We start from the raw sequence: 25415 nt of genomic DNA, 5'->3' as shown, positions 1-25415 counted from the left end.
ATCGCCCTACTCAAACTCACCGGCTGGACCAACATCGCCGCCGCCACCGACCACATGCGCGACCACCGCAACCACACCCTGAAACTACTAGGCATACAAACCAACCCATGAGAACGCAAAAGCCCTGTCGGCGGTACTGTAGGCAAAGCCCTGCCGACGTGACCGAGGAGAACAAACCCAAACCCCCAGGGAGAGGGCTGACAATCACTGGGTAGGGGGCTGGGCGCCCTGCGCACTACGGCCGCCAGGAAGGTTCAGAGCAAAACCGCCAGCCGAAGGCCTGCTCCACCGGCGGCCGGAAGGTTGAAGCGACCGCCTCGGCCACCGAGTCCTTCAGTCCTCTCCCTGGGTTTTTGGTTTGTTCTCCTCGGTCACGTCGGCAGGGCTTTGCCTACAGTACCGCCGACCAGGTGTCAAGTTCATGCACACCCAACCGCAGCCCAATAAGCATCACCGCAGCGGCATGGACTTGATACCTGGGCGGCGGTGCTGTACCCGTAGGGCTGCCGACGTGAGCGAGGGGAACAAACCCCCACCTCACAAACCGCCAGCGCAGGGACTAGCCGGGCCCACCTATGGACTAGCGCCAGTTCTCCGAGGGATCAGAGGCCCGCCGGAGGCACCTGCCTTTGACTTTGCTCTTAAGCTCTTAACTCTACTCTTAGGCTCTCAAGCCCCTTCTCTCAACCTCCTGAAGGCAACCGCACCGACAACGCATGCCGAAACACGTCCCCCGGATCAAAACGCTGCTTCACCCGCTGAAGACGCGGATAGTTCCCCCCGAAGTACAGCTCCTCCCACCCCATCCCCGAGCGGTTCCACTCCGGATCAGCCAGGTCACCATCGGGATAGCTGATGTACGAACCATCCACCACCCCATCCGGCACCGGCACCCCACCACTGTGCTGAAAAACCTCACCGTAGAACGCCCGCACCCACCCAATATTCGCCTCATCCTCCTCCCTCTCAGTCCACATCCCCGTGCTGTACGACGCCTTGATGATCGCATCGCGCTGAGCAACCGCCGTAGCATCAGGCGCAACAGCGTTGACCTGCCCCCCGAACCCGGTAAGCACCAAACACCCCATCGGATTCAGGTGCTCAGGCATCGTCAGGTACCTGTAAATCGTCGCAATCTGCCCATCCGTATGCCCCCGGCGCAGGTAAGCAGCCTTGTGCTTATAGCGCCCAGCCGGATCGGCAGGCCAGTTGTAGGACGGCATCCACGACTCCATCCACGGCACCACCTCCCCGGTGTCGGACATCGGCGCCGCGCTGAGGTTGCTGACAATCGCCTCGATATGCGCCCCCAGCAGCTTCTCTGCATCCGGCGCGTCGTCAGGGATCACCGACGTCAACATGAGCACCGAGCCCGCGCGGTGCATGACGATCAGGTTGCTCCACAGCGGCGCACTGGGCGAATCCGGCGCGCTATTCTCCTCGTACCAGGTGAAGTAGTTGCGCAGCAGCGTATGAAAGTCCTGCTCGCTGAACCCATCCCAGGACCAGACGACATCCCGGCGCCGAACCGCCGCCGGCGCCGGCGGAAGCAGCTCGGACGGGTCGAGCGACAACGCACCGGGCGTCCGCAGCCAGTAGCGGGTCACGACACCGAACGTGCCGCCACCGCCACCGGCGTGGGCCCACCAAAGGTCGTGGTGGGGATCCCCAGGATCCCGCGACCCGACGACGACGCGCGCCCGCCCATCACCGTCGACCACCACCACCTCCACCGCCTCCAGATGGTCCACGACCAGCCCGTCGCGCCGAGACAACGGCCCATAGCCGCCCCCGGCGAAGTGGCCGCCGACACCCACGTCAAAACAGGTACCACCGGGGATGGTGACGCCCCAGCCGGCATGCAGCGACCGGTAGACCTTCTCCAGACGCGCACCGGCGCCGACAACGAACGCCCGACGCTCCGCGTCGAACCCGACATGGTCGAGTCCGGAGACGTCGATCAGCAGACGGATGTCGGGAGTAGTAGTGAAGTCCTCGAAGCAGTGACCACCGCTGCGGACCGCGACACGCCGCCCGGTGGCCACGGCGTTCTCGACGGCCGCCACGACCTGCGCGGTGTCGCGGACCAGCCAGACCTCGTCGGGAGTGCCGACGAAGCGGTGGTTGTAGCCCTCGGTCAGGGCCGGGTAGCGGGCATCCGCAGGGGTGACGATGTCGGAGCTCTCACCGGGCGCGGCGCCCTGGCGGGTTTCGGCCATGGGGGTTCCCTTCTCACGGGTGGAAGCCCTCCACACCGTGTCACCGCGCACGCCCCCCGGCATCTCTTCCTGTGCGGAGCAAATCCCATCCCGAAGCGTGTCCGGATCCGCGAGTCGGCTCCGACCCACAAGTAGAGAAGGCGAACAACACAGCGACGACTGCTGGTCAACAGCGACGACTGCTGGTCACACGACTGCTGCTCACACCACTGCTGCTCACACGACTGCTGCTCAACGGAACGTAGAAGGAGACCACCATGTCCACCACCGTGGAGCCCGAGGCCATCGAGTCCCTGCGGGCTGACGTCACCGGCGAGGTCGTCCTGCCGGGTGACGAGGGCTACGACGACCTGGCCAACTTGATCGTCCACACCGGGCACCCGGCGGTGATCGTCCGCGCCCGCAGCAACGACGACGTCGCGCGCGGTATCGGCTTCGCGGTGGAGCACGGCCTGGAGATCTCCACCCGCAGCGGCGGCCACAGCAACGCCGGCTTCAGCACCAACGTCGGCGGCCTGGTCCTGGACCTGTCCCTGCTGGACGGCGTCGAGGTCCTGAACGAGTCCGAGCGCCTGGTCCGGCTCGGCGCCGGCGCGCACTGGGTGAACGTCGCCGGCGCCCTGGCGCCCTACGGCCTGGCCTTCACCTCCGGCGACACCACCAGCGTGGGCGTCGGCGGCCTGCTGGTCGGCGGCGGCGTGGGCTGGATGGCGCGCAAGTACGGCCTGGCGCTGGACAGCCTCGTGGCGGCCGAGGTCGTGACGGCCGACGGCCGGATCCTGGTGGCCAGCGCGGAGGAGAACCCCGACCTGTTCTGGGCCATCCGCGGCGGCGGCGGCAACTTCGGGGTCGTGACGTCCTTCACCGTCGTCGCGCAGGCGGAGCCCCAGGTCTTCTTCGGCCAGATCTCCTTCGCCCCCGACGAGACCGCCGCGGTGTTGCGCGGCTGGGCCGCGTACATGGACTCCGCCCCGGAGGAGCTGACCACCACCGCCATGTGCTGGCCGACCTTCGGCGAGGCGGCCCCGCCGCTGGGGATCGTGGTCTGCTACGCCGGCGACGACGACGCGGCGGCCGGCCTGGCCATCGACCCGATCCGCAAGCTCGGCACCGTCGTCGACGACCAGGTCCGCCTCGTGCCCTACGGCGAGGTGCTCCAGCCGATCGGCGAGCTGCCCCCGGGCTGGCGCCCGCGGGTGCGCAACCGCCTGACCCCGTCGGTGACCGGCGACCTGGTCGACACCATCCTCGCCGAGCAGGCCAACCTGGCGAATCTGTATGTGGAGATCCGCGAGATCGGCGGCGCCCTGAGCCGGGTGGCGGAGGACGCGACCGCGTTCCCCCACCGCTCCACCCAGGCCCTGATCATGGGCGTGCTGCTCGGCTCGCCGGAGGACAATGAGCCGCTTCTCCCGACCTACGAGCAGTTCTGGTCGGCGATCGCGCCGTCGATGTCCGGCGCCTATAGCGGTTTCTTGAGCGACATTCTTCAGTCCGACATCGACGCGGTCTATCCGGCCCCGGTGTATCGCCGTTTGGCGGAACTGAAGCAGAAGTACGACCCCAACAACATCTTCCATCTCAATGTCAACGTTGTTCCCGCCGGAGCCGGCGAAAGCTGACCCTCCGGGGCCGGGACGTCGCCAGGCGTCCCGGCCCGGCGCCCGGCGCCCAACAGCCAATCCCGGGGCTCGCCGCCCCGGTCGGGCAGTGCCAAGCCGTGCCGAAGCCGCCCACCGCAGGACAGCTTTCGACTTGGCACTGCCCGACCGGGACGGTGGACCCGACAGCGACAGCGCTGCCTGGCTCGACCCCGACGGTCGAGCCAGCCAGCGCCCAAAACCACTGCCTAAAGCGCGCCTAAAACGTGTCGATGATCGGCCGGACCTCCATGGCGCCGAACTTGGCGTCGGGCCAGCGCGAAGCGATCTCCACCGCGCGCTCGACGGTCTCGCACTCCACCATCAAAGTCCCGGCGAGGCACTCCTTGGCCTCGGCGAACGGACCGTCGGTCGCGGTCACGGAGCCCCCGCGCACCCGGACCGTCTTGGTCTGCGAGGCGTCGGCGAGCGCCTGCCCGCCGAGCAGCTCCCCCGACGCCGAGATCTCGGCCATCAAAGACTCCACCTCGGACATCAGCTCCTGCTGCTCCTGCTCGGACAGGGCGGCCAGCGTCGCGGGGTCGTTGTTGATCAGCAGCAGGTATTTCACAGCGCTCCTCGAAGGATTGATGACGGGTGTCACGCGACACCGACGTCCTGAGCCGGACGTCCCGGGAGCAATACTAGGATTTCGCAGGCGCGCTCACGGGATCTCGGCGCATGTCGCGTCAACTTCGAGGACTGATACCTCGGATCGGCCCCGCCCTCACGCCACCACCATCGTCGCCATCATCCCCGTGTACGAAGCATGCTCCAGCAAATGGCAGTGATACACGTACTTCCCCGGATAGTCGGTGAACGAGGCCTGGATCCGCACCACCCCGTTCTTCGGGATCACCACCGTGTCCTTCCACCCCCGCTGCGTCGGATCCGGAGCCAGCCCATTGACATCCAGGATCCGGAACTGCACCAGGTGCAGATGGAAGTTGTGCTCCCACCCCGAGACATCAGTGATGGTCCAGATCTCGGTGCTCCCCAGCGCGATCCGCGAGTCCACCCGGTCCGGGTCGAAGATCTGTCCGTTGATCGGGAAGTAGTTCCCGTCCGGCGTCAGCGACAGCTCGATGCTCCGCGTCCGGTTCGCCGCCGGCAGCGGCGGTAGCGACGCCGCCAGCTGCGCGGGCACCTGGCTCAGGTCCGCCCCGCAGCTCTCGGTCACGTCGAAGCGCAGGACCTGGCCCAGGGTCGCGTCCTGGAGGAACAGCTGCGTGCCGTGCGCGCAGCCGGAGAAGTCGATGACGACCTCGGCGCGCTCGGCCGAGGAGATCTCGATACTCGCCGTCGACACCGGCGCCGCCAGCAGCCCGCCGTCGCTGGCGATCTGCACCACCGGCCGGCCGTCGCTCAGCGTCAGCGAGAACGCCCGGTGGTTGGAGCCGTTCAGGAAGCGGAAGCGGTACTTGCGCGGCGCCACCGGGAAGTACGGGCGCGGCTTGCCGTTGGCCAGGACCACGGTCCAGTCCAGGAACGGGTCGTAGAGCAGGCTGTTGTCGTCGTTCAGGTAGGCGTCGCGCAGCAGGATCGGCACGTCGTAGCGCCCGCTGGGCAGGCGCAGCCCGTCCTCCCACGGGTCCCGGATGATGTACATGCCGTGCAGGCCCTGGTAGACGTGCGGGGCCTCCATCATGTGCAGGTGGTCGTGGTACCACAGCGTCGCCGCGCGCTGCGTGTTCGGGTACGTGTTGACCTTCGTCCCCCCGGCGACGATCTCATCGGTGGGGAAGCCGTCGCTGGCCGCCGGCGTGTGCCCGCCGTGCAGGTGCACCACGACGCTCTCAGTGAGGCTGTTGGTGAACTTCGCGACCACGCGCCGGTTGCGGGTGGCGCGGATGGTCGGGCCGATGAAGCCGCCGCCGTAGCTCAGGATGCTGGTCAGGGCGCCCGGCGCGATGGCCGCGGTCGACTGCTGCACGTTGATCGTGTAGTAGTCGGCGTCGGCGGTGGTCGCCGTCGGGACCGCGTCGGCCAGGCGCGGCATGGCGTCGGTGAACGGCGTCAGGACGGCGGCCGGGCGGACCGTGCCCTTGATCGGCACCATCGACATGCCCGGCATCTGGGCCATGTCCGCGGGGTCCGGACCGGTTCCCTCGGCGGCCGGGCCGACGGGCAGCGCGGGACCCCCGCGCGAGCCCAGGACCAGCGCGCCGGCCCCGGCGGAGAAGCTGGCGGCGGCGCTGAGCCGCAGAACGTCGCGTCGTCTCATGGTCGGCACTTCCTTGCTGGCGTCAGGGCGGAGGCGTCATTGCCGCGCACAGTGCGCAACACAGGAGATGAAATCCGTATCAGGGTTCTGCTTGCATCTCCCATATTGCGGTTTCGCGGACGGACGCGGGGCCGACCCTCGCGGAGGTGATGACGATGGGCCGGGTGATCGCGGACATCTCGATGTCCCTTGACGGCTTCGTGGCCGGTCCGGACGACGGGCCGGGCGATCTGCCGATCGGCCGGGGCGGTGAGCGGCTGCACCGCTGGATGTTCGAATTGGCGAGTTGGCGCGCTCAAGTGGGGAAGGACGGCGGCGGCGACCGGGACGGCGGTGGCCAGAACAGCGGCGGCGAGGACGGCGGTGGTCAGGACAGCGCCAGCGCCGGCGCCGTCCAGAACGGCGTCGCCTCGGATCTGATGGAAGAGTACTTCCGGCGCAGCGGCGCGATCCTCATCGGCCGCCGCATGTTCGACCACGGAGAACCGGTCTGGGGCGACGAGCCGCCGTTCCGGGTACCGGTGTTCGTGCTCACCCACCGTCCGCGCGCGGCCGAGGCCAAGCGGGGCGGGACCAGCTGGAACTTCGTCCTGGACGGCGTCGCCTCGGCGGTGGCGCAGGCCACGGCCGCCGCCGGCGAGCGCGACGTCGCGGTGATGGGCGGCGGCCAGGTGATCAGCGCCTGCCTGGCCGCCGGGCTGCTCGACGAGCTGCGCCTGCATCTGGTGCCGATCCTGCTCGGCGGCGGCGTCCGGCTGTTCGCCGACTCCGCCGACCCCGCCGTCGGCCTGGAGCAGACCCGCGTGGTGTCCTCCCCGGGCGTGACCCACCTGTTCTACACAGTGCGGCGCCCCACAGCCTGAGTTCCGCAGCCTGAGTTCCACAGCCTTAGCTCCACAGCCACACCGCATTTGGAGAGATGAGCCCTCTCCGGGATCTCGCTGACCATGGGCCCATGCCCAGTGAGATCCGGAGGCCGCTCATGACCGAAGTCCCGGAAGCCCCGCGTCCCGGCACTCACCAGGCCGCGGCCACGCCGGTCCAGGAAGCGCTGTGGCTCCTCGAAGCCCTCGGCCACGACTCCGCCGCCCACACCCTGACCCGCTCCTACCGCCTCACCGGCGACCTCAGCCCCGAGCTGCTGCGCGTCGTCTGGCACGAGGTCGTGGACCGGCACGAGGCGCTGCGCACCACCTTCGCCCTCGCCGCCGGACGTCCGGTGCGTCAGGTCGCCGAGCGCGGGTACTGCGGCTACTCCTTCACCTACCACGACGTCTCCGGCCACCGCCGCGCGACCGCGCGCGCCCGGCGGCTGATCGCCGAGGCCGCCGCCTGGCCGTTCGAGCCCGGCGGGCCGCTGGCCCGGCTGACCGTCGTCCGCGGCGGCGTCGCCGAGCACCGGGTGCTGCTCACCGCGCACCAGACCGTCGCCGACGACCGGTCGATGTCGGTGCTCGTGCAGGAACTGTCGGAGCTCTACAACGCTGTCAGCGCCGGCGACTCCTTCCACGACGTCCACCCGGCCGCCGCCGCCGAAGCCTTCGGCGCGTTCGCCGAGCGGCAGCGCCGCCGGGCCGCCGAGGCCCAGGCGGCCGACGCGCTCCAGTGGTGGGTGCGGGCGCTGACCCCGCTGCCGCCGGAGGTGCCGCTGCCGGTGGTCCGCCGCCGTCCCGCCGAGCCGTCGGGCGCCGCGCTGACCGCGCAGCTCGACACCGGACGGGACCTGCTCCGGGCGGTCCGGGACCGGGCTCGCGCCGAGGGCGTCACCGAGTTCGACGTGCTGCTCGCCGCCTTCCAGACGCTGCTGTTCCGGCACGGCTCGGCCGACCGGATCGCCGTCGCCACCCCGGCGTCGACCCGTCGCGGCGCGGTCGACGCCCCGGTTGTCGGGCCCTGTGTCAACACGCTCATTCTCTGCGCGGACTTCGCCGCGGCGCCGGAGCCCGCCACGACACCAGAGCCCGCCGCGACACCGGAGCTCGCCACGGCACCGGACTTCCGGACCGTCCTGGCCCGGACCACGCAGTACGCGCAGGACGCCTTCGAACGGCGGGATGTGGCGTTCGCCGACGTCGTGCGCGCGCTGCCGGTGATCCGCGACCCTCGGCGCGCGCCATTGTGCGACGCGGTCTTCATGCACCGCACTGACCCGCCCGCCGCGCTGACGCTGCACGGCGTGACCGCCACACCGCAGCCCGCGGACCCGGGAGCGGTCGACACCGACCTGGCGCTGACCGCCGACACCTCCGGGACCGGGCTCGCGCTGTCGCTGACGCTGCGCGCGGACCTGTTCGCCCCGGACATTCCGGAGCTGATCCTCGGCCAGTACCGCACCCTGCTCGCCGCCGCTGTCGCCGATCCGACGGCGCCGGTCGGCACCCTCCCGCTGGACGGCGCCGACACCGTGGCCGCCGCGAACCAGGACGCCGACCGCATCGCCGCCGACGGCTACGCCGGGGCGACGGTCCCCGAACTGGTGCGGCTGTGGGCCGCGAGCAGCCCGGACACCGTGGCGGTGGAGTTCGCGGGGGAGAAGCTGACCTACCGCGGCCTGGCCGACGCCGCCGGGCAGGTGCGCGAGGCCCTGCGGAGCGCGGGAGTCGGCCCGGGCGAGCCGGTGGTGGTGCGGCTGGCCCCGGGCCTGGGCCAGATGGCCGCGCTGCTCGGAGTGCTGGAGGCCGGCGCCACGCTGGTGTGGTTCGGCCTCGGCGACGTCGGCAGCCGCGGCCGCGTGGTGCTGTCGGCCCTGCGCCCGGCCGCCCTGCTGATCGACGGCGGTCAGCGGCCGGACGAGCTCGCCGACTGGTACCGCGGCGAGACGGTCGGCCAGGTCGTCGACATCGCAGAGGTCCTCGATATCGCCGCCACCGCCAATACCGCCCCGCCGCAACACACTCTGCCGACAACGCCCCCATCAGCCCGCACCCCACCCCCACCCCCACCCCAAGTCCGCGCCACCGACCGCGCCTACATCGCCTACACCTCCGGCTCCACCGGCACCCCCAAAGGCGTCGCCCAGAGCCACGCGGCGCTGGCGCAGTTCGTCACCTGGCTCGCCGACGAGTTCGCGCTCGGCCCCGGGTCCCGGGTCGCGCAGTGGGTCGCCCCCGAGCACGATCCGGCGCTGGCCGAGACCTTCGCGGCGCTCGCCTCCGGCTCCACGCTGTGCCTGGTCCCGGCGCTGATCCGGGCGAACCCGGAGAAGCTCGTGGACTGGCTCGCGGCCGAGCGGATCAGCATGCTCCAGACCGTCCCGAGCTTCGCCCGGGAGCTGCTGCGGGTGGTGGAGGCCGGCCGGGCCCCCGAGCGGATGGCGGCGCTGGCCGTGCTGCTGCTGATGGGCGAGGCGCTGCCCGGCGAGCTGGTCACCGGGCTGCGGACCGCGCTGCCGCTGGCCCGCACCGCGAACCTGTACGGGCCCACCGAGACCATCGCCGCGACCTGGCACGAGGTGTCCGGTCCGGTGTCCGGGCCGGTGCCGATCGGCCGGTCCATCCCGGGCCGGCAGGTGCTGGTCCTGGACGACGAGGACCGCCCCTGCCCGGCCGGCGTCACCGGGAACCTGGTGATCCGCAGCCCCTACGTGGCCGACGGCTACCTGGGCGCGCCCGAGCCCGGCCCGGCGTTCGCGCCGCTGCCGGGGTTCCCGGCGGTGACGGTCGACGGCCGGCCGGTGGGCTGCTACCGCACCGGCGACCTGGCCCGCCGGCTGCCCGGGGGCGTGCTCGAATACCGGGGCCGCAAGGACTACCAGATCAAGCTCTACGGCAGCCGTCTGGAGCTGGCCGACGTCGAGGCGGCGCTGGCCGACCATCCGTCGGTGGCCGAGTGCGCCGTCGTCGCGGTGACCGACGCCGACGGCTTCGCCAGCCGGCTGGTGGTCCACGTCGTGCCGCGCGCGGACCCGGGCGGCCGGCCGCTGGGCTCGCCCGACGAGTGGCGCACCCAGCTGCGGCACCGGTTCGGCCGCTCGATGCTGCCGGCGCTGTTCCGGACGCTGCCCGGCCGCCTGCCGCGGACCCCGGCCGGCAAGGTCGACCGGGCCCGGCTGCCCGATCCGGGCGCCGCGGCCGGGCCGGCCGGGCGGCCGCTCCAGACCCCGGTCGAGAAGGAGATGGCCGGGTTGTGGGCGGAGCTCACCGACGGCGTCCCGGCCTCGGCCGGCGACACCTTCTTCGCCGCCGGCGGCCACTCGCTGCTGGTCCTGCCGCTGCTGCGGCTGATCCGCGGCCGGTTCGGCGTCGCGGTGTCCGCGGCGGATTTCTACGCGCACCAGACCTTGGCCGGGCTGTCCGCCCTGGTCGACCGATCCAGATAACGGAGTGAGTGCATGGCTTCCCAGCAGATCGCCGCCGGGTCCGTCTCGGAGGGCGCCGCGCCCGTCGTGTTCGACGGCGAGCACCTGGACATCGCCGCCGTCCGGCGGGTGGCCGAGGGCGGGGCCGCGTGTTCGGTCTCGCCGCAGTCCCTGGCCAAGGCGGCCAAGAGCCGCGCGGTGTTCGAGGACGTGGTCAACGCCGGCATCCCGGTGTACGGCGTGACCACCGGCTACGGCGAGATGATCTACATGCTCGTCGACCCCTCCAACGAGACCACCCTGCAGACCAACCTGGTCCGCAGCCACAGCGCGGGCGTCGGCCCGCTGTTCCCCGAGGACGAGGCCCGGGCCATCGTCGCCGCCCGGCTCAACGCCCTGTCCAAGGGCTACTCGGCGGTGCGTCCGGAGATCCTGGAGCGGCTGGCGCTGTTCCTGAACCTCGGCCTGACCCCGGCGATCCCGGAGATCGGGTCGCTGGGCGCCAGCGGCGACCTGGCCCCGCTGGCCCACATCGCCAGCACCGTCATCGGCGAGGGCTACTTCCTGTCCGGCGGCCGGCCGGTGCCGGCCGACCGGGTGCTGCGCGAGCACGGCCTGGAGCCGCTGGTCCTGAAGTTCAAGGAGGGCCTGGCGCTGATCAACGGCACCTCCGGCATGACCGGCCTGGGCGCCCTGGTGCTCGGGCGCGGCTGGGAGCAGGTGCGCCAGGCCGAGATCGTCTCGGCGCTGCTGGTCGAGGCGGTGCGCGGCTCCATGGGCCCGTTCCAGCCCGAGGGCCACGACCTCGCCCGCCCGCACCCCGGCCAGATCGACACCGCCGCGAACCTGCGGGCCCTGCTGCGCGGCAGCGAGCTCACGGTCGAGCACGCGGACCTGCGCAAGCAGGTGGCCGCGGCCAAGCAGGCCGGGACCAGCGTCCAACGCACCGAGATCTACCTGCAGAAGGCGTACTCGCTGCGGGCCATGCCGCAGGTCCTCGGCGGCGTGCGGGACACGCTGGCGCACGCCACCGCGCGGGTGCAGACCGAGCTGAACTCGGCCAACGACAACCCGCTGTTCTTCGAGGACCAGGAGGTGTTCCACGGCGCCAACTTCCACGGCCAGCCGGTCGCCTTCGTCATGGACTTCACCACGATCGCCCTGACCCAGCTCGGCGTGCTGGCCGAGCGCCAGCTCAACCGGGTCCTGAACCGGCACCTGAGCTACGGCCTGCCGGAGTTCCTGGTGGCCGGCGACCCCGGCCTGAGCAGCGGCTACGCCGGGGCCCAGTACCCGGCCACGGCGCTGATCGCCGAGAACCGGACGATCGGCCCGGCCAGCACCCAGAGCGTGCCGTCCAACGGCGACAACCAGGACATCGTCAGCATGGGCCTGATCGCCGCCCGCAACGCCCGCCGGGTGCTGCGCAACAACCAGTACATCCTGGCCGTGGAGTACCTGGCGGCGGCCTCGGCCGTGGACGTCTCGGACCGCTACCGCGGCCTGAGCCCGGCCGGCAAGGCCACCTACGACGCGGTGCGCTCGCTGGTGCCGCGCCTGGACTCCGACCGCTACATGGGCGACGACATCGAGACCGTGGCCGCCGCCCTGGGCCGCGGGGAGTTCATCGCCGCGGTCGAGAACTGCAACATCGACCTGCGCTGATCCAGGCCGCCGCCGCTGATCCGGCCCGCCGACCACCCACGTCCCCTGCGAGGAGCACCGGTATGACCACCCGGCCGTTGACCGGCGACGAGTACATCGAGAGCCTCCGAGACGACCGGGAGGTCTACCTCTACGGCGAGCGCGTCAAGGACGTCACCACCCATCCCGCCTTCCACAACCCGGTGCGGATGACCGCGCGGCTCTACGACGCGCTGCACGACCCGGCCAAGCGGGACGTGCTGACCTGCCCCGTCGACACCGGCGGGGAGGGCTACACGCACCGCTTCTTCACCACCTCGCGCAGCGCCGAGGACCTGGTCGGCGACCAGCGCGCGATCGCGGAGTGGGCCCGGATGAGCTACGGCTGGATGGGCCGCAGCCCGGACTACAAGGCCTCGTTCCTGGGCACCCTGGGCACCAACGCCGAGTTCTACGGCGAGTACGCCGACAACGCGCGCCGCTGGTACCGCGAGGCCCAGGAGAAGGTCCTGTTCTGGAACCACGCGATCGTCCACCCGCCGGTGGACCGGGACCGCCCGGCCGACGAGGTGGCCGACGTCTTCGTGCACGCCGAGCAGGAGCGGGACGACGGCCTGGTGGTCAGCGGCGCCAAGGTGGTCGCGACCGGCTCGGCCCTGACCCACCACGCCTTCATCGCCCACTACGGGCTGCCGATCCGCAAGCGCGAGTACGCCCTGGTGGCCACCGTCCCGCTGGCCGCCCCCGGCGTGAAGCTGATCTGCCGGCCCTCCTACACCGCCGCGGCGGCCGTGGCCGGCACCCCGTTCGACCACCCGCTGTCCTCCCGCCTGGACGAGAACGACACGATCCTGATCCTGGACAAGGTCCTGATCCCTTGGGAGAACGTGTTCGTCTACGGCGACCTGGGCCGGGTCCAGATGTTCACGGCCCGCTCCGGCTTCCCCGAGCGCTTCACCTTCCACGGCTGCACCCGGCTGGCGGTGAAGCTGGAGTTCCTGGCCGGGCTGTTGTCCAAGGCCCTGCAGGCCACCGGCACCCGGGACTTCCGCGGCGTGCAGTCCCGGCTCGGCGAGGTCCTGGCCTGGCGCAACCTGTTCTGGGGGCTGTCCGACGCGGCGGCCCGCAACCCGGTGCCCTGGACCGGCGGCGCGGTGCTGCCCAACCCCGACTACGGCATGGCCTACCGCTGGTTCATGCAGATCGGCTATCCCCGGATCCGCGAGATCATCCTCCAGGACGTGGCCAGCGGCCTGATCTACGTCAACTCCAGCGCCGCCGACTTCAAGAACCCGGAGATCCGCCCCTACCTCGACAAGTACGTGCGGGGCTCCGGCGGGGTCACGGCGCTGGACCGGACGAAGCTGATGAAGCTGCTGTGGGACGCCGTCGGCACCGAGTTCGGCGGCCGGCACGAGCTCTACGAGCGCAACTACTCCGGGAACCACGAGAACACCCGGGTGGAGCTCTACTTCTCCCAGCTGGCCGACGGCCGGCTGGACGGCTACCAGGCCTTCGTGGAGGCCTGCATGGGCGAGTACGACCTGGACGGCTGGACCGTGCCGGACCTGTCCTCCTTCGCCGAGCTCAACGCGCTGATCCCGAAGGTTTGAGGCGCCGCGCCGCGATACGCCGCGATACGCCGTGCTGCGATACGCCGTGCGGCGCCGCACTGCCGAAGATGCCGCCCCGCGCCGCCGGTGCCAGCGTGGGCGGTGCCCCCGCACATCAGTACCCTCCATCACCCGGGAGTGACCCATGGGAATCACCGAGGCCCCGTCCAGGGCCGAACTCGTCGGCCGCGCCTCCGACCTGGTGCCGCTGCTGCAGAAGGCGGCGCCGGCGATCGAGGAGAACCGCCGCCTGACCGACGAGGCCGTCGAGGCGCTCACCGCCTCCGGCCTGCTGAAGATGCGCGTGCCGCGCCACCACGGCGGCTACGAGTCCCCGATGCGCACCGTGGTGGACGTGCTGGCCGAACTGGCCCGCGGCGACGGCTCCGCCTCCTGGACCGCCGCGGTGTGGGCGATCAGCACCTGGATGGTGGGGATGTTCCCGGACACCGTCCAGGACGAGGTGTTCGCCGTCCCCGACGTGCGCGTCAGCGGCATCCTCAGCCCCACCGCGGTCGGCACCCCGGTCGAGGGCGGCGTCGTCCTCAACGGCCGCTGGGCCTTCAACACCGGCTCCCAGCAGAGCGCCTGGAACACCAACGCGGCGGTCCGCGCGCTGCCCGGCGGCGGCTTCGAGCCGATCATGGTCCTGATCCCGCTGTCCGACCTGGTGGTCGTCGACGACTGGCACACCGCCGGCCTGCGCGGCTCGGGCAGCGTCAGCACCGTGGCCCAGGACGTGTTCGTCCCGGACGCCCGCATCCTGCCGATGGGCCCGGTCCTGGCCGGCGTGCACCAGCTGGGCCGCAACGCCGACTCCCCGGTCTACAAGGCACCGTTCATGCCCACCGCCTGCGCCACCGTCAGCGCCCCGGCCCTGGGCCTGGCCAAGGCGGCCCGCGACGCCTTCTTCGACCGCCTCCCGGGCCGCAAGATCTCCTACACGGCCTACGAGAACCAGGCCGAGGCCCCGATCACCCACCTGCAGACCGCCGAAGCCGCCACGAAGATCGACGAGGCCGAGTTCCACGCCTTCCGCGCCGCCGGAATGCTGGACGACAAAGCCGCCGCCGGCGAGCCCTGGACCCTGGAGGAGCGGGCCCGGGTGCGGCTCGACCTGGGAGCGACCTGCCAGCGCGCCAAGGAGGCGGTCGACATCCTGGCCGACGCCAGCGGCGGCTCCTCGGTCTACTCCACGGTGCCGATCCAGCGCATCGAACGGGACATCCAGACCCTGAGCCTGCACGCGATCATCCACCCGTCGACGAACCTGGAGCTGTACGGCCGGGTGCTGTGCGGGCTGGAGCCGAACACGCACTACGTCTGAGGGCGGGGCAGGGGGGACGCAGGGCGCGTCCGGGGCCGAGCGGAGTCCGTGCTCGGCCCCGGAGGCGTTGGCCGACGCGCCCACCTAGAAGAGGGCGAACGGCAAGGCATCGGCGACCACGCCCAACGCCTCGCTCCAGATCCCGGAACTCGCGGCCTCGGCGACGTCGACCCCGCCGGCCGCCTCGGCGGCGGTCACCGTGCTCCGGCCCGCGAGCGCCGCCCCCTCATCGGCTCCGCCGTCGGCGGCGCCGGCCTTGGCCGCGGCGGCTGCACCCGCTGCCTTGGCCGCGGTGGCCTCCTTCGAGGCCTCGACCGGATCGGGTACGTCCTTCAGTACTGTCTCGATGACGTCGCCCGGGTCCTGTCCGCCGCTGGCTCCGGGACGGGTGACCGGGGGGATGATGTCCGGCGCGTCCTTGGCCACGAGCGAATAGCAGGATCCGGGCCCGTTCATGATGTCGTTGAGGACCGCTTGCCAGCTCAGGTCTTTGGTGTTCTGGAACTGGGACCACAGGTCCTTCGTCGACTTCACGCAGTCGAGCGCGTCCGGAGCGGTGGTCAGCAGTTCCTCGCCCGTCGCCGCCAGGTTCGAACTGATCGACACCGTCAGCGGGGACGACGACGATGAGGTGACCGAGCCGCCGGGGGGAATCAGGAGCCCGCCGTCGGAGGCGGGGCGTACTGATGTCTTGATCAGCGACCAGGCGACCTGGTCGGCTTTCGACAGCTTCGCCAGGTCCGTGTGGAGCTTGCCCGCGGCTTCCTTCGAATCCACTTCGAGTTCGGCTTTTGAGATGTTGAATGCCACGGCGTTGTAGGGCCGGGATGATTCCACGCCGTATTGCCTACTCAGGTGTATTCGAATAAAGGTGGACCATGCGGGATGCGCCGGATGCGCCGGATGCGGTTGGCGACGCGAACCCGGCAGGCCCGGCGGCAGATGCGCAGGATGAGAGCGTGAGCAGCATTGCCGCGGCGACACAAACAGCTGAGAATCGGCGGCGTGGAAGTCGAGGCATACGTCCGTTGAGCATGTTCTCCACCTTTTCGGTCATGCGAAGGCTGGAGCATGAATCCGGGCAGCACTCTATGCAGCCCTTGTGGTGGCGACCAGGGAATTCCATCATCGCGTCAGGGCGTCCAGGGGAAGCATGTAAACGGGTATTGCGTTTTGTCGTTGGCGCTTTTCCCGCTGCTTGATTCGGCGGCTCGCGGCGGACCTACGAGCCCTGATACATCAGAGCCCTGATCGGCCGCACGCCGACAGGCACCGGTCGGACCGATCCGACCGGTGCCTGCTCTGGCGTGTGCGGGGCCGGCGGGTGCCGTCTATTCCGCTCCGACGGCGGTGCGGCGGATGGCTTCCTTCCGCGCGTCGAGGAGCGCCAGCAGTACCGGTGGGTCCAGTACCCCGGCCGGCTTCAGGGCGAGGTCGACCGAAGGGGTCGGCGCGCCGTTGCGCACGACGATCGGTCCCTCGGAGCCCACACACAGTTCCGCGGAGCTGCTCAGCGCGGCTTCCCGGGCTTCTCGCAGTTCGCGCGCTCCTTGCGGGCCTCGCGGGTCCCGCAGCTCGCGGGGGTCGCGTCCCCGCCGGGGCGGCAGGGAGGTGCCGGGTCCGGGACCGTGGCCGGCGCCGGGAGCGTGGCCGATCCCGTGCCCGATCCCGCGTCCGGCCCCGGCGCCGTGCCCGACCCCACCCCCGACCCCATGCGCATCCGGACTCACCGACTGCGCCAGCAGATACCAGCTCCCCGGCGGCACCCCGTCGAACGTGAAGTCCATCGGCCGGTCCAGCACGGCGCACCGCACCGGCCGGCCCTCCGGCAGCCGCTCCGGGAACAGGCCGACGAACACCAGCCCGTGGCGTGCTCCGGCGTACGGCAGGATCTTGCCCTGCACCGTCCCCGTCCCCAGCCCCACCGGCCCCCGCGGCTCCCGGACCGGGATCCGGTCGGTGTACCCGCCCCGCTTCCGGAACGCCGTCGGGGACAGGCCCACGCTGCGGCTGAACCGCGAGCTGAACGTGCCGACGCTGTTGTAGCCGACCAGGATGCTGATGTCGACGACGTTCAGGTCCGTCGAGACCAGCAGGTGCTTGGCCTTCTGCAGGCGCAGCGCCGACAGGAACCGGGCCGGTGAGGTGCCGGTGGCGCGCAGGAAGATGCGGGTGAAGTGGAATTTGCTGAACATCGCCGCCCGAGCCATGTCGTCGACGGTGACCTGTTCCCCGAGTCTGGCGCGCATCGTGGTGATCGCCCGTTCCGCGGCGCGCTCGACGGTGTTCTCCATGGTCTGCTGCCTCTCGCCAATGCGTCATGTCCTTCGATGAGCTGATATTCAGGATGCTCGAACCGGGACAGGCCGGACTTCTCCCCTCGTGCTGCGGCCGGAAGCGCAATTCCGAACAAGCCCGCGGCGCGGACCGGGGCGGCCGCCCGGGCCGGGGCCGGTGGGCACTCCGGAAGACGACCCCCCTTCGCGCAGCGCCGGACAATAGCCGCGACCTGCGAGAAAGGGAGTTCACGCATGGAAGAGACCTTCGATGGCGATCCGTCCGAGACCGCCACACTGGAGGCGTACGCGGACACCATCGTCCCCGGCGAGAAGCGGTGGCCGGGGGACCGGGCGATCGCCGGGGTCAGCGCCGGCGGCGGCGCCGTGGCCGCCGGCGCCGTGGAGCTCATGCGGACGGACGCCGGCGGTCTCGCACCGGCGCTGCCGGACCTGGTGCGGGCGCTGAACGCGCACGCCGAGGCCTACCGGGACCGGCTCGGGCTGGAGCGCGACGACTCCGTGCCGGCGTTCGTGGCGCTGTCCGGGGAGCACCGGGTCGCGCTGGTGTCCGAGCTCGTCGCGCCCGGCCACCCGGAGAAGATGCTCTGGGTCGGCATGGCCATCTTCAGCAACATGGCCTTCGACGTCGGCGCGCACCTGCACACCTCCGAGGCCATGGCGTCCGGCCACCCGGGCCTGGCGGCCCTGGGCTACTTCCAGCCCGACCCCGACGGCCTGTGGCGCTTCCCGGACTTCTCCTACCGGCGGCCGCTCGCCGACCACCACCCCGACACCACACCCTCCGGGAGCCCGGCATGAGCGCCGTCGAGAGCACCGACGTCCTGGTCATCGGCAGCGGCTTCGGCGGCGCCATCGCCGCCTACCACCTGGCCGCCGGCGGCGCCCGGGTCGAGGTGCTGGAGCGCGGGCCCTGGCTGTCCGCCGAGGAGTTCGAGCACGACTTCAAGTTCGGCACCTCCTCCACCCGGATCTTCGACTTCGTCATCGGCGAGGGCATGAGCCTGCTGGGCGGGAACTGCGTCGGCGGCGGCAGCGTCGTCTACTTCGCCGCCATGCCCCGGGCCCCGCGCTTCGTCTTCGACCGGCAGGGCGGCACCGGCCGCCGGATGTGGCCGGCGGCCATCTCCCGCGACGCCCTGGAGCCCTGGTACGACCGGGTCGCCGAGGCGCTGCCGGTGACCCAGATGACCTGGGACGACGCCACCTACGCCGGCGGCCTGTGGGGCGCGGCCTGCCACGCCGCCGGCCGCACCGCCAACCCGGTGCCGGCCGCGATCGACCGCGAGCTGTGCACCAACTGCAACTGGATGATGGCCGGCTGCCGCTTCGACGCCAAGCGCTCGCTGCTGCTGAACTACCTGCCGGCGGCGCTGGCGCACGGCGCCCGGATCCGGCCGCTGCACGAGGTGCAGCAGATCTCCCGGACCGAGGACGGCGGCTACCGGGTCGCCTACAACGTGGTCCACGATGTCGACTACCGGGTGGTGGTCGGCAGCGGGAGCATCGAGGCCAAGATCGTGGTGCTGGCCGCCGGCACCGGGGCCACCCCGGTGATCCTCCAGCGCTCCGAGGCGGCCCTGGGCCCGATGCCGTACGCCGTCGGCCGCTACTTCTCCGGCAACGGCGAGCGCCTCAACACCGCGATCCTGGACGAGGACAAGGTCGGCGAGCTGCTGGGGCTCTCCCGCGGCGGGGACCGGCGCTACGCCGCCAACCAGATCGGCAAGGGGCCCACGGTCGCCACCTGGGACCACCTGGACCCGGCGCGCCCGGAGTACGAGCGGTTCTGCCTGGAGCAGCTCTACTTCCCGCCGGGGCTGGGCACGATCCTGGCCCAGGTCCCGGACGCCACCGGGCCGACCTGGTTCGGCGCCCAGAAGAAGGAGATGGTCAAGCGCTGGCAGTCCTGGCTGACCGTGTTCACCATGTCCGAGGACGACAACGAGGGCGTGTTCGGGGCGCCGCCGCCGACCGGCAACGCGGCCCGCTTCTCCCAGCAGATGCTCGGCTTCGGGCCGCTGAAGTACGTGCCGACGCCGAACACGCTGCGCGGCTGGGAGCTGTCCGACGCCGAGGCGCGGCGGATCCTGGAGAAGGACGGCCTGGCCCGGGTGATGCCGTGGACGAACGACGTCGTCGGCGCCTACACCGTGCACCCGCTGTCCTCCTGCCGGATCGGCGACGACCCGGCCACCTCGGCCCTGGACGACCGGCACGAGCTGCGCGGCCATCCGGGCATCTTCGTCACCGACGGCTCGGCGGTGCCCGGCGCGCTGCTGGCCAACCCGGCGTTCACCATCGCGGCGCTGGCCGAGCGGGCGATCCCCGGGATCGTCGAGGCGGCAAGGGCCCGGGGCGTGGACGTGGTCTACGGCGCGCCGGCCCCGGACGGCGGGGTGTCAGCGCGCGGCGCCGCGCTGAAGGCCGCGGCGCGGATGTCAGGACACTGAGCAGGTGCCCGGGCCGGCCCCGCGACCCGGCCCGGGCACCGCCGCGGCCGTTCGGGCCCTGTCATATTCGCGCGATGCGCCAAGTGTCGGCTTTTCACCGGCTCAGCATGTGGATAGGTCGAGATTTCCATATTGTCCTGGCCCAAGGCCCCGGTTACGCTGGCGACGACCAGCCGCCCGCGGAGCCTCCTTCGCATCGGCCCACCGGCTCTTTTCCTTCTGTTGGTCGTCATCTGGAGGGGCCATGCAAGACGCGGTGGAGTCCGCGATCGACACCATGTGGAACCGCTACCGGGAGCCGCTGTCGCTGTCGCAGATCGCGGACGTGGCGGTCCTGGACCGGCTGCGCTTCGCCCGGGCGTTCCGCTCGATCACCGGCACCTCGCCCGGCCGCTTCCTGGCCGCGATCCGCCTCTACCAGGCCAAGCAGCTGCTGCTGGAGACCACGATGAGCGTCACCGACGTCGCCCACGAGGTCGGCTACTCCAGCCTGCGGGCCTTCGCCCCGCGCTTCACCCGCAGCGTCGGCGTCTGCCCGGGGGTGTTCCGGGGCCAGGCCCAGGCCGCGCTGCCGGTCCCGCTGCCGGTCCCGGCGCGGGCCGGCGCCCGGACCCCCGGGATCGGCGGGATCAGCGGGCTCGGTGGGCTCGGCGGGCTCGGCGGCATCGGCGGGCCGCCCCGGATCGGCCGGATCCGCGGACTGGCCTGCGCGCCGGACACCGGCGTGCCGCTGCGCATCTACATCGGGGTCTTCGACAGCCCGATCGTGCAGGGCGCGCCGCTGTCCTGCGACGTGCGCGACGCGCCCGGCCCCTACCGCCTGGACCGGGTGCCGAACGGCCAGTGGCACGTCCGCGCGGCCGCCGTGGCGCTCGCCGCCGACGGCGCCGATCCCGGGCCGGGCCTGCGCAAACCGCTGTTCGTCGCCGCGCCGGACCCGGTCACGGTGCGCGGCGGCTGCCTCGACGTCGACCTCGAACTGCACGAGGCGGGCTCGCTGGACCTGCCGATCCTGCTGGCGCTGCCGGAGCTCGACCGCGGCCGCGTGAAGACGGCCGTCGACCCGGGCCCGTCGTCCCGAACGGCCGCCGCCCCCTTGGCCGCCGAGAGTTCCGGCGGCTGAGGGGGCGGGCGGCTGAGGGGGCAAGCGGCCGACCAGGGTCGGCGGCGACGGCGGCCAGGACCGATCAGTTGCGGATGGCCCCGGTGGCCGGCGAGTACCGCCCGGCGGGCAGGTTCTTCCCGCGCCGGCGCGCCGTGTACTCCAGGTACCACTGGGCCGCCAGCAGGTTCACCACCCACGCGCCCCAGCTCGTGGCCTCGACCAGGATCCTGATGTTCACGTTCAGACCCCAGTGCAGCATCATGTAGACCACGATCCGGCCGTACGTGGTGAACAGCGCCAGCGCGAAGCTGTAGATCATCCACCGCCGGTGCTCGGCGTACCGCCGCAGCCGCGCCTTGCGCCACGCCCACAGCGTGGTGCCCAGCCACAGCACGGCGCCGAAGCCCAGCCCGGTGCTGCCGTCGTTGGCCCGGTGCGGGATCAGCACGAACAGCACGATCAGCGACGAGGGCACGACCCCCAGCCAGACGTAGACCCGGCCCACCCAGCGGTGCACCGCCGGATGCGTGCGCCGCAGCCACGGCCAGACCTGGAGCGTCATCGTCATCAGCGCCAGGTTGCCGCACGTGACGTGCGCGATCAGGAAGCCCAGATGCGGGTGGAAGTTCGGATCCAGCTCGCTGCGCGAGTCCCGGGGGTCGGTGGTGAGGTAGCGCGGGAAGGCCCAGAGCAGGTTGAACACCACCGTGCCGCCCAGCACCGCCAACCACGGGTAGTACTGCTTCCACCACGGCCGGTCCGGCCTGGACGACGAGCGGGCGTCGGCGTCCGGATGCTCCGGCGGGATCACCTGGACACCGGTGGGCTGCGGATTCTGAGACATGGGAGTCCTCGGGTCGGGGAGACGACGGGCTCGAACGCAGCTTGAGTATCAGTCCGCTGAATCCCCCCGGCATCTCCGAGAATGCGCTGCCCGGCCCCGCCGGGCCCGGCGAGCAGCGCGGGAGGCGGCGCAACCGTGAAGATGTCCGCGCCCCGGCGCCGTCCCGACCATGGACCGGGGGCACGGTCGATCCGGTCCCAGCCCGAGAGGAGAAGCCATGGAGAGCGCGGCAACCACCGGCCAGGCCCCGCAGGCCGACGGGATCGCCGAGATGTTCGACGCGTCCTCGGACATGTCGGACGCCTTCAACGACGGCCAGGTGCACCTGGCCTACTGGTACGACGAGGACGACGACGCCTCGCTGGTCGAGGCCTCGCAGGAGCTGACCCGCAAGGTCGGCGACTCGCTGCGGCTGCGCAAGGGCCAGCGGGTCCTGGACATCGGCTGCGGCCTGGGCACCCCGGCCATCCAGCTCGCCGCCGAGTACGGCGTGCACGTCACCGGCGTCAACATCAGCACCCGCCAGGTCGCCGAGGCCCACAGCCGGGCCCGCGCCGCCGGGCTCACCGACCAGGTCGTCTTCCAGGTCGGCGACTACACCGCGCTGGACTTCCCGGACGGCAGCTTCGACGCGGTGGTCGCGATGGAGGCCCTGGTCTACGTCCGCGACCTCGGCCACGCCCTGCGCGGCCTGCACCGGGTGCTGCGCCCCGGCGGCCGGCTGACCCTGACCGAGCCCACCCGGGAAGGGCTCGGCGTCGTCGGCGCCGCCGAGTTCGCCGCCACCTTCCGCGCCGAATGGCTGCTGTCGGTCGCCGAATGGCTGGATCCCTTGCGCGAGGCCGGATTCGAGCTGGCCGAGTACCTCCAGTGCGGCCCCCGCGTGTTCGGGATGGGCCCCAAGTACGGGCAGGCCGTCGAGGCCCGGCGCGAGGAGCTGGCCGCCCGGTTCGGCACCGCCGCCGTCGACGAGCTCCGCAGCACGATGGAGTACTACCTCGCCCCCGGCACCGACGGCCGGATCGGCTACGCGGTCATCACCGTTCGCAAGCCCCGGACTTGATCGGGCGTCCGCACACCGTCAGCGTCAGCCTCACCTCAGGAGAGAACCCCATGACCACGACGTCGGAAACCCAGCAGGCGACCGCGCCGCTCTCACTCCAGCAGCAGTTCCTGTGCATCTTCGCCCAGGGCTTCGAAGCCGGGCCGTTCGGACCGCACTACACCGAGGTCTTCGCCTGGCGCGTCAAGGGCCGCGTCGACGTGCCGACCCTGCGCCTGGCCCTGGCCGACGTCGTCGAACGCCACGAAGCCCTGCGCACCCTCGTGCAGCTGGAGGACGGCGGCGCGCAGCGCGTGCTGCCCGCCGTCCAGCCCGAGCTGCTGGTGGTCGACCTGGACGGCGCCCCCGGCGCCGACCGCGACCGGCGCGCCGAACAGCTCATGATCGAGGCCGAGACCCGGCCGTTCCCGGCCGACCGGATCCCGCTGCTGCGGGCCGTCCTCGGCCGGTTCGACGAGCAGGACTCCGTCCTGGTGCTGTGCGCCCACCACAGCGCCGCCGACGTCTGGTCGATCCAGGTGATCCTCCAGGACCTGGCCGAGTGCTACACGGCGCGCGCCGCCGGCGGCGAGCCGGACCTGCCCGCGGTCACCCAGTACCGGGACTACGTCGCCGCGCAGCAGGAGGACGCCGCCGGGCCGACCGTCGCCGCCTCGCGCGCGTACTGGCGCGAGACGCTGCGCGGTGCCAAGATCATGGTCGCGCCGGTGCACCGCACGGGACAGAGCCCTGCCACCAGCTACCACCGCTTCACCACCGAGGCCCGGCTGAGCACCGAGGTGTCCCGCCTGGCCAAGGCGACCCGCAGCTCGATGTTCATGGTGCTGCTCGCCGCGTTCACCGTCTACGTGCACCGCCGCACCCGCGCCACCGACATCGTGGTGCCGACCTTCGGCCCCGGCCGCGAGCGCCGCTTCCAGTCCACCGTCGGGTCGTTCTTCAACTTCGTGCCGCTGCGGGTGGACCTGGCCGGCTGCCGGACCTTCCGCGACGCCATCGCCACGAGCCGGACCGCCTGCATCGGTGCCTTCTCCCACGAGCTGCCGCTGCTGCACGTGCTCGCCGAGGCGCCGGACCTGATGTCCTCGGCGGGCCCCGACGCGGTGCCGACCCTGTTCCAGGCCGTCCAGCCGCCCTACCTGATGCAGGGCAACCGGATCGGCGACCTGGAATACACCGCGATCTGGCGGCGGGTGATCCCGCAGCCGCTCGGCTCCGACACCCCGGACGGCATGATCTGGTCCATGCACCTCGGCGCCGACGAGGTGGTCGGCGGCCTCAGCTACAGCCGCCACCTGTTCGAGCAGGCCGAGGTCGAGGAGCAGGTGGCCGGGTTCCTCGCGGTGATCGGCGAGATGGTCGCCGATCCGGACTCGGCGATCTGAGGCCGGCGCCATGACCACCGTCGACAACGCCGTGCGCGGCGCGGCCACGCCCTCCGAGCCCGAAGTCACCCCCGCCGTGCTGATCGAGCGCGCCAGGGCCATGGTGCCCGCGCTGGTGGCGCGGCAGCACGAGACCGAGCAGCGCAGCTACTACGCCGAGGACACCCACCAGGCGTTCCGGGACGCCGGCTTCTACCGCGTCACGGTGCCCAAGCGGTACGGCGGCTACGAATTCGGCTTCGACACCTTCCTGCAGATCGTCATGACCCTGACCCGGGCCTGCGCGTCCACCGGCTGGATGTACTGCCTGGGCGCGGCGCACTCGCTGTTCGTCGGCAGCATGTTCGGGGAGAAGGCGCAGGCCGAGGTCTTCAGCGCCGGCGACTTCATCGCGCCGCTGGTCAACGCCCCGCACGGAACGGCCCGGCGCGCCGAGGACGGCGGGTGGATTCTGGACGGCGTCTGGCGCTACTGCTCCGGCGCTCCGTACGCGACCCACCTGATCGGCAACACCGTGATCGTCGACGAGGACGGCGAGGCCGGCGGCGAGGACGGCGAGGACGGCGAGCAGGTGGGCCCGCCCCGCCAGCTGCTGTTCATCGCCCCCCGCGACCAGTGGGAGATGCTCGACGACTGGGGCGGCCAGCTGGGCCTCAAGGGCAGCGGGTCGCACAGCATCCGCATCACCGGCGGACGGATCCCCGAGCACTTCGGCATCGAGGTCAACTTCGAGGAGATCTCGGTGACCGAGGGCACCCCCGGCCGCGACCTGCACGAACACCCCCAGTACGGCGGCGCCCCCGCCAGCTCGATGGCGCTGGAAGGCGGCCACATCGCTGTTGGCATGTGCCAGGGCGCGCTCGACGCCTACACGGAGTTGATGTTCACCCGCACCACGATCCTGCCGCCCTTCGGGCCCCGGGCCGAGGACCCCGACTTCCTGCTCTGGTACGGAAAGGCCAGCGGCATGATCGACGCCGCGGAGACCCTCGTGCTCGCCGCGTCCCGGCGCTGGCAGGAACTGGCCGCGCAACCGGTCGGGGCCTTCACCGCCGAGGAAGACCTGCGGATCGCGATCGCCGTCCGCGAAGCCGCCGACCTGGCCTGGCGGGCCGTCGACGAGATCCTCCAGCCGACCGCCGGCAGCCCGTCGGTCCGGGAGGGCACCCGCCTGGAACGCGTCTGGCGCGACCTGTCCACCGGACGCACCCACGTCAGCTCCGCCGTGCTGCTCACCACCCTGGCCAACCGGGTCTACGCCCAGCTCAGGCTGATGCGCGTGCGGCCCTGACCCGAACCGTACC

18 protein-coding genes are annotated in these 25415 nt (G+C 71.5%); 12 read left to right on the top strand and 6 right to left on the bottom strand.

Features of this window, described 5'->3' with window-relative positions; all coding sequences use genetic code 11:
• Positions 1 to 683 precede the first annotated feature (683 nt).
• Positions 684 to 2219: an FAD-binding oxidoreductase gene (locus tag ABD481_RS35155; RefSeq protein ID WP_344670164.1), complete on the bottom strand. Its 1536-nt coding sequence runs from the start codon at positions 2217 to 2219 to the stop codon at positions 684 to 686.
• Positions 2220 to 2476: 257 nt separating this feature from the next.
• Here ABD481_RS35155 and ABD481_RS35150 point away from each other — a divergent pair, with 257 nt between their 5' ends.
• A complete protein-coding gene (locus tag ABD481_RS35150) occupies positions 2477 to 3841 on the top strand; it encodes an FAD-binding oxidoreductase (RefSeq protein WP_344670163.1) in 1365 nt (454 codons plus the stop codon).
• A 238-nt stretch (positions 3842 to 4079) separates the two neighbouring features.
• Here ABD481_RS35150 and ABD481_RS35145 read toward each other — a convergent pair whose 3' ends face one another.
• Together ABD481_RS35145 and ABD481_RS35140 are read right to left on the bottom strand one after the other, a co-directional pair.
• Positions 4080 to 4430: a YciI family protein gene (locus tag ABD481_RS35145; RefSeq protein ID WP_344670162.1), complete on the bottom strand. Its 351-nt coding sequence runs from the start codon at positions 4428 to 4430 to the stop codon at positions 4080 to 4082.
• Positions 4431 to 4586: 156 nt separating this feature from the next.
• Positions 4587 to 6083: a multicopper oxidase family protein gene (locus tag ABD481_RS35140; protein ID WP_344670161.1), complete on the bottom strand. Its 1497-nt coding sequence runs from the start codon at positions 6081 to 6083 to the stop codon at positions 4587 to 4589.
• A gap of 155 nt (positions 6084 to 6238) precedes the next feature.
• On the opposite strand from ABD481_RS35140, the gene ABD481_RS35135 reads away from it, so the two are divergent.
• The 5 genes from ABD481_RS35135 (at position 6239) to ABD481_RS35115 (ending at position 14964) form a co-directional block, all read left to right on the top strand.
• Entirely contained in the window at positions 6239 to 6946 is a 708-nt protein-coding gene (locus tag ABD481_RS35135; RefSeq protein ID WP_344670160.1) for a dihydrofolate reductase family protein, read from the top strand.
• A gap of 119 nt (positions 6947 to 7065) precedes the next feature.
• Positions 7066 to 10401 carry a non-ribosomal peptide synthetase gene (locus ABD481_RS35130; RefSeq protein ID WP_344670159.1) on the top strand — a complete coding sequence of 1112 codons (3336 nt, stop codon included), beginning with the start codon at positions 7066 to 7068 and terminating at the stop codon, positions 10399 to 10401.
• Positions 10402 to 10413: 12 nt separating this feature from the next.
• A complete protein-coding gene (gene cmdF / locus ABD481_RS35125; RefSeq protein ID WP_344670158.1) occupies positions 10414 to 12045 on the top strand; it encodes a tyrosine 2,3-aminomutase in 1632 nt (543 codons plus the stop codon).
• Positions 12046 to 12107: 62 nt separating this feature from the next.
• On the top strand, positions 12108 to 13637 hold the full coding sequence (locus ABD481_RS35120) for a 4-hydroxyphenylacetate 3-hydroxylase family protein (protein ID WP_344670157.1): 1530 nt from the start codon (positions 12108 to 12110) through the stop codon (positions 13635 to 13637).
• 145 nt (positions 13638 to 13782) lie between these two features.
• On the top strand, positions 13783 to 14964 hold the full coding sequence (locus tag ABD481_RS35115; RefSeq protein WP_344670156.1) for an acyl-CoA dehydrogenase family protein: 1182 nt from the start codon (positions 13783 to 13785) through the stop codon (positions 14962 to 14964).
• An 84-nt stretch (positions 14965 to 15048) separates the two neighbouring features.
• On the opposite strand, the gene ABD481_RS35110 is transcribed toward ABD481_RS35115, so the two are convergent.
• Together ABD481_RS35110 and ABD481_RS35105 are read right to left on the bottom strand one after the other, a co-directional pair.
• Positions 15049 to 15948, bottom strand: coding sequence for a hypothetical protein (locus ABD481_RS35110; RefSeq protein WP_344670155.1), 900 nt, complete (start codon positions 15946 to 15948; stop codon positions 15049 to 15051).
• A gap of 347 nt (positions 15949 to 16295) precedes the next feature.
• Positions 16296 to 17258 carry a helix-turn-helix domain-containing protein gene (locus tag ABD481_RS35105; protein ID WP_344670154.1) on the bottom strand — a complete coding sequence of 321 codons (963 nt, stop codon included), beginning with the start codon at positions 17256 to 17258 and terminating at the stop codon, positions 16296 to 16298.
• 237 nt (positions 17259 to 17495) lie between these two features.
• Between ABD481_RS35105 and ABD481_RS35100 the strand changes: the two genes are divergently transcribed.
• The 3 genes from ABD481_RS35100 to ABD481_RS35090 all read left to right on the top strand — a co-directional run bounded on the left by ABD481_RS35100 (position 17496) and on the right by ABD481_RS35090 (position 20837).
• Entirely contained in the window at positions 17496 to 18062 is a 567-nt protein-coding gene (locus ABD481_RS35100) for a DUF5987 family protein (protein WP_344670153.1), read from the top strand.
• On the top strand, positions 18059 to 19714 hold the full coding sequence (locus ABD481_RS35095; RefSeq protein ID WP_344670152.1) for a GMC family oxidoreductase N-terminal domain-containing protein: 1656 nt from the start codon (positions 18059 to 18061) through the stop codon (positions 19712 to 19714). Before ABD481_RS35100 ends, ABD481_RS35095 begins: the two co-directional genes overlap by 4 nt.
• A 244-nt stretch (positions 19715 to 19958) precedes the next feature.
• Positions 19959 to 20837, top strand: a complete 879-nt coding sequence (locus tag ABD481_RS35090) for a helix-turn-helix transcriptional regulator (protein WP_344670151.1) — start codon at positions 19959 to 19961, stop codon at positions 20835 to 20837.
• A gap of 64 nt (positions 20838 to 20901) precedes the next feature.
• On the opposite strand, the gene ABD481_RS35085 is transcribed toward ABD481_RS35090, so the two are convergent.
• On the bottom strand, positions 20902 to 21663 hold the full coding sequence (locus tag ABD481_RS35085) for a DUF2306 domain-containing protein (protein WP_344670150.1): 762 nt from the start codon (positions 21661 to 21663) through the stop codon (positions 20902 to 20904).
• Between the two features lie 217 nt (positions 21664 to 21880).
• Between ABD481_RS35085 and ABD481_RS35080 the strand changes: the two genes are divergently transcribed.
• Genes ABD481_RS35080 through ABD481_RS35070 form a run of 3 tightly spaced genes read left to right on the top strand, consistent with a single transcriptional unit; the run spans position 21881 to position 25402 of the window.
• A complete protein-coding gene (locus ABD481_RS35080; protein ID WP_344670149.1) occupies positions 21881 to 22726 on the top strand; it encodes a methyltransferase domain-containing protein in 846 nt (281 codons plus the stop codon).
• Between the two features lie 50 nt (positions 22727 to 22776).
• A complete protein-coding gene (locus tag ABD481_RS35075) occupies positions 22777 to 24111 on the top strand; it encodes a condensation domain-containing protein (protein ID WP_344670148.1) in 1335 nt (444 codons plus the stop codon).
• A 10-nt stretch (positions 24112 to 24121) separates the two neighbouring features.
• On the top strand, positions 24122 to 25402 hold the full coding sequence (locus tag ABD481_RS35070) for an acyl-CoA dehydrogenase family protein (RefSeq protein WP_344670147.1): 1281 nt from the start codon (positions 24122 to 24124) through the stop codon (positions 25400 to 25402).
• Positions 25403 to 25415 lie beyond the last annotated feature (13 nt).

It is taken from the genome of Catenulispora yoronensis (assembly GCF_039531695.1).
Taxonomy (GTDB): Bacteria; Actinomycetota; Actinomycetes; order Streptomycetales; family Catenulisporaceae; genus Catenulispora; species Catenulispora yoronensis.
The sequence above is the reverse complement of the archived record's forward strand: the minus strand, read 5'-3'. Positions and strand labels throughout refer to the sequence as shown.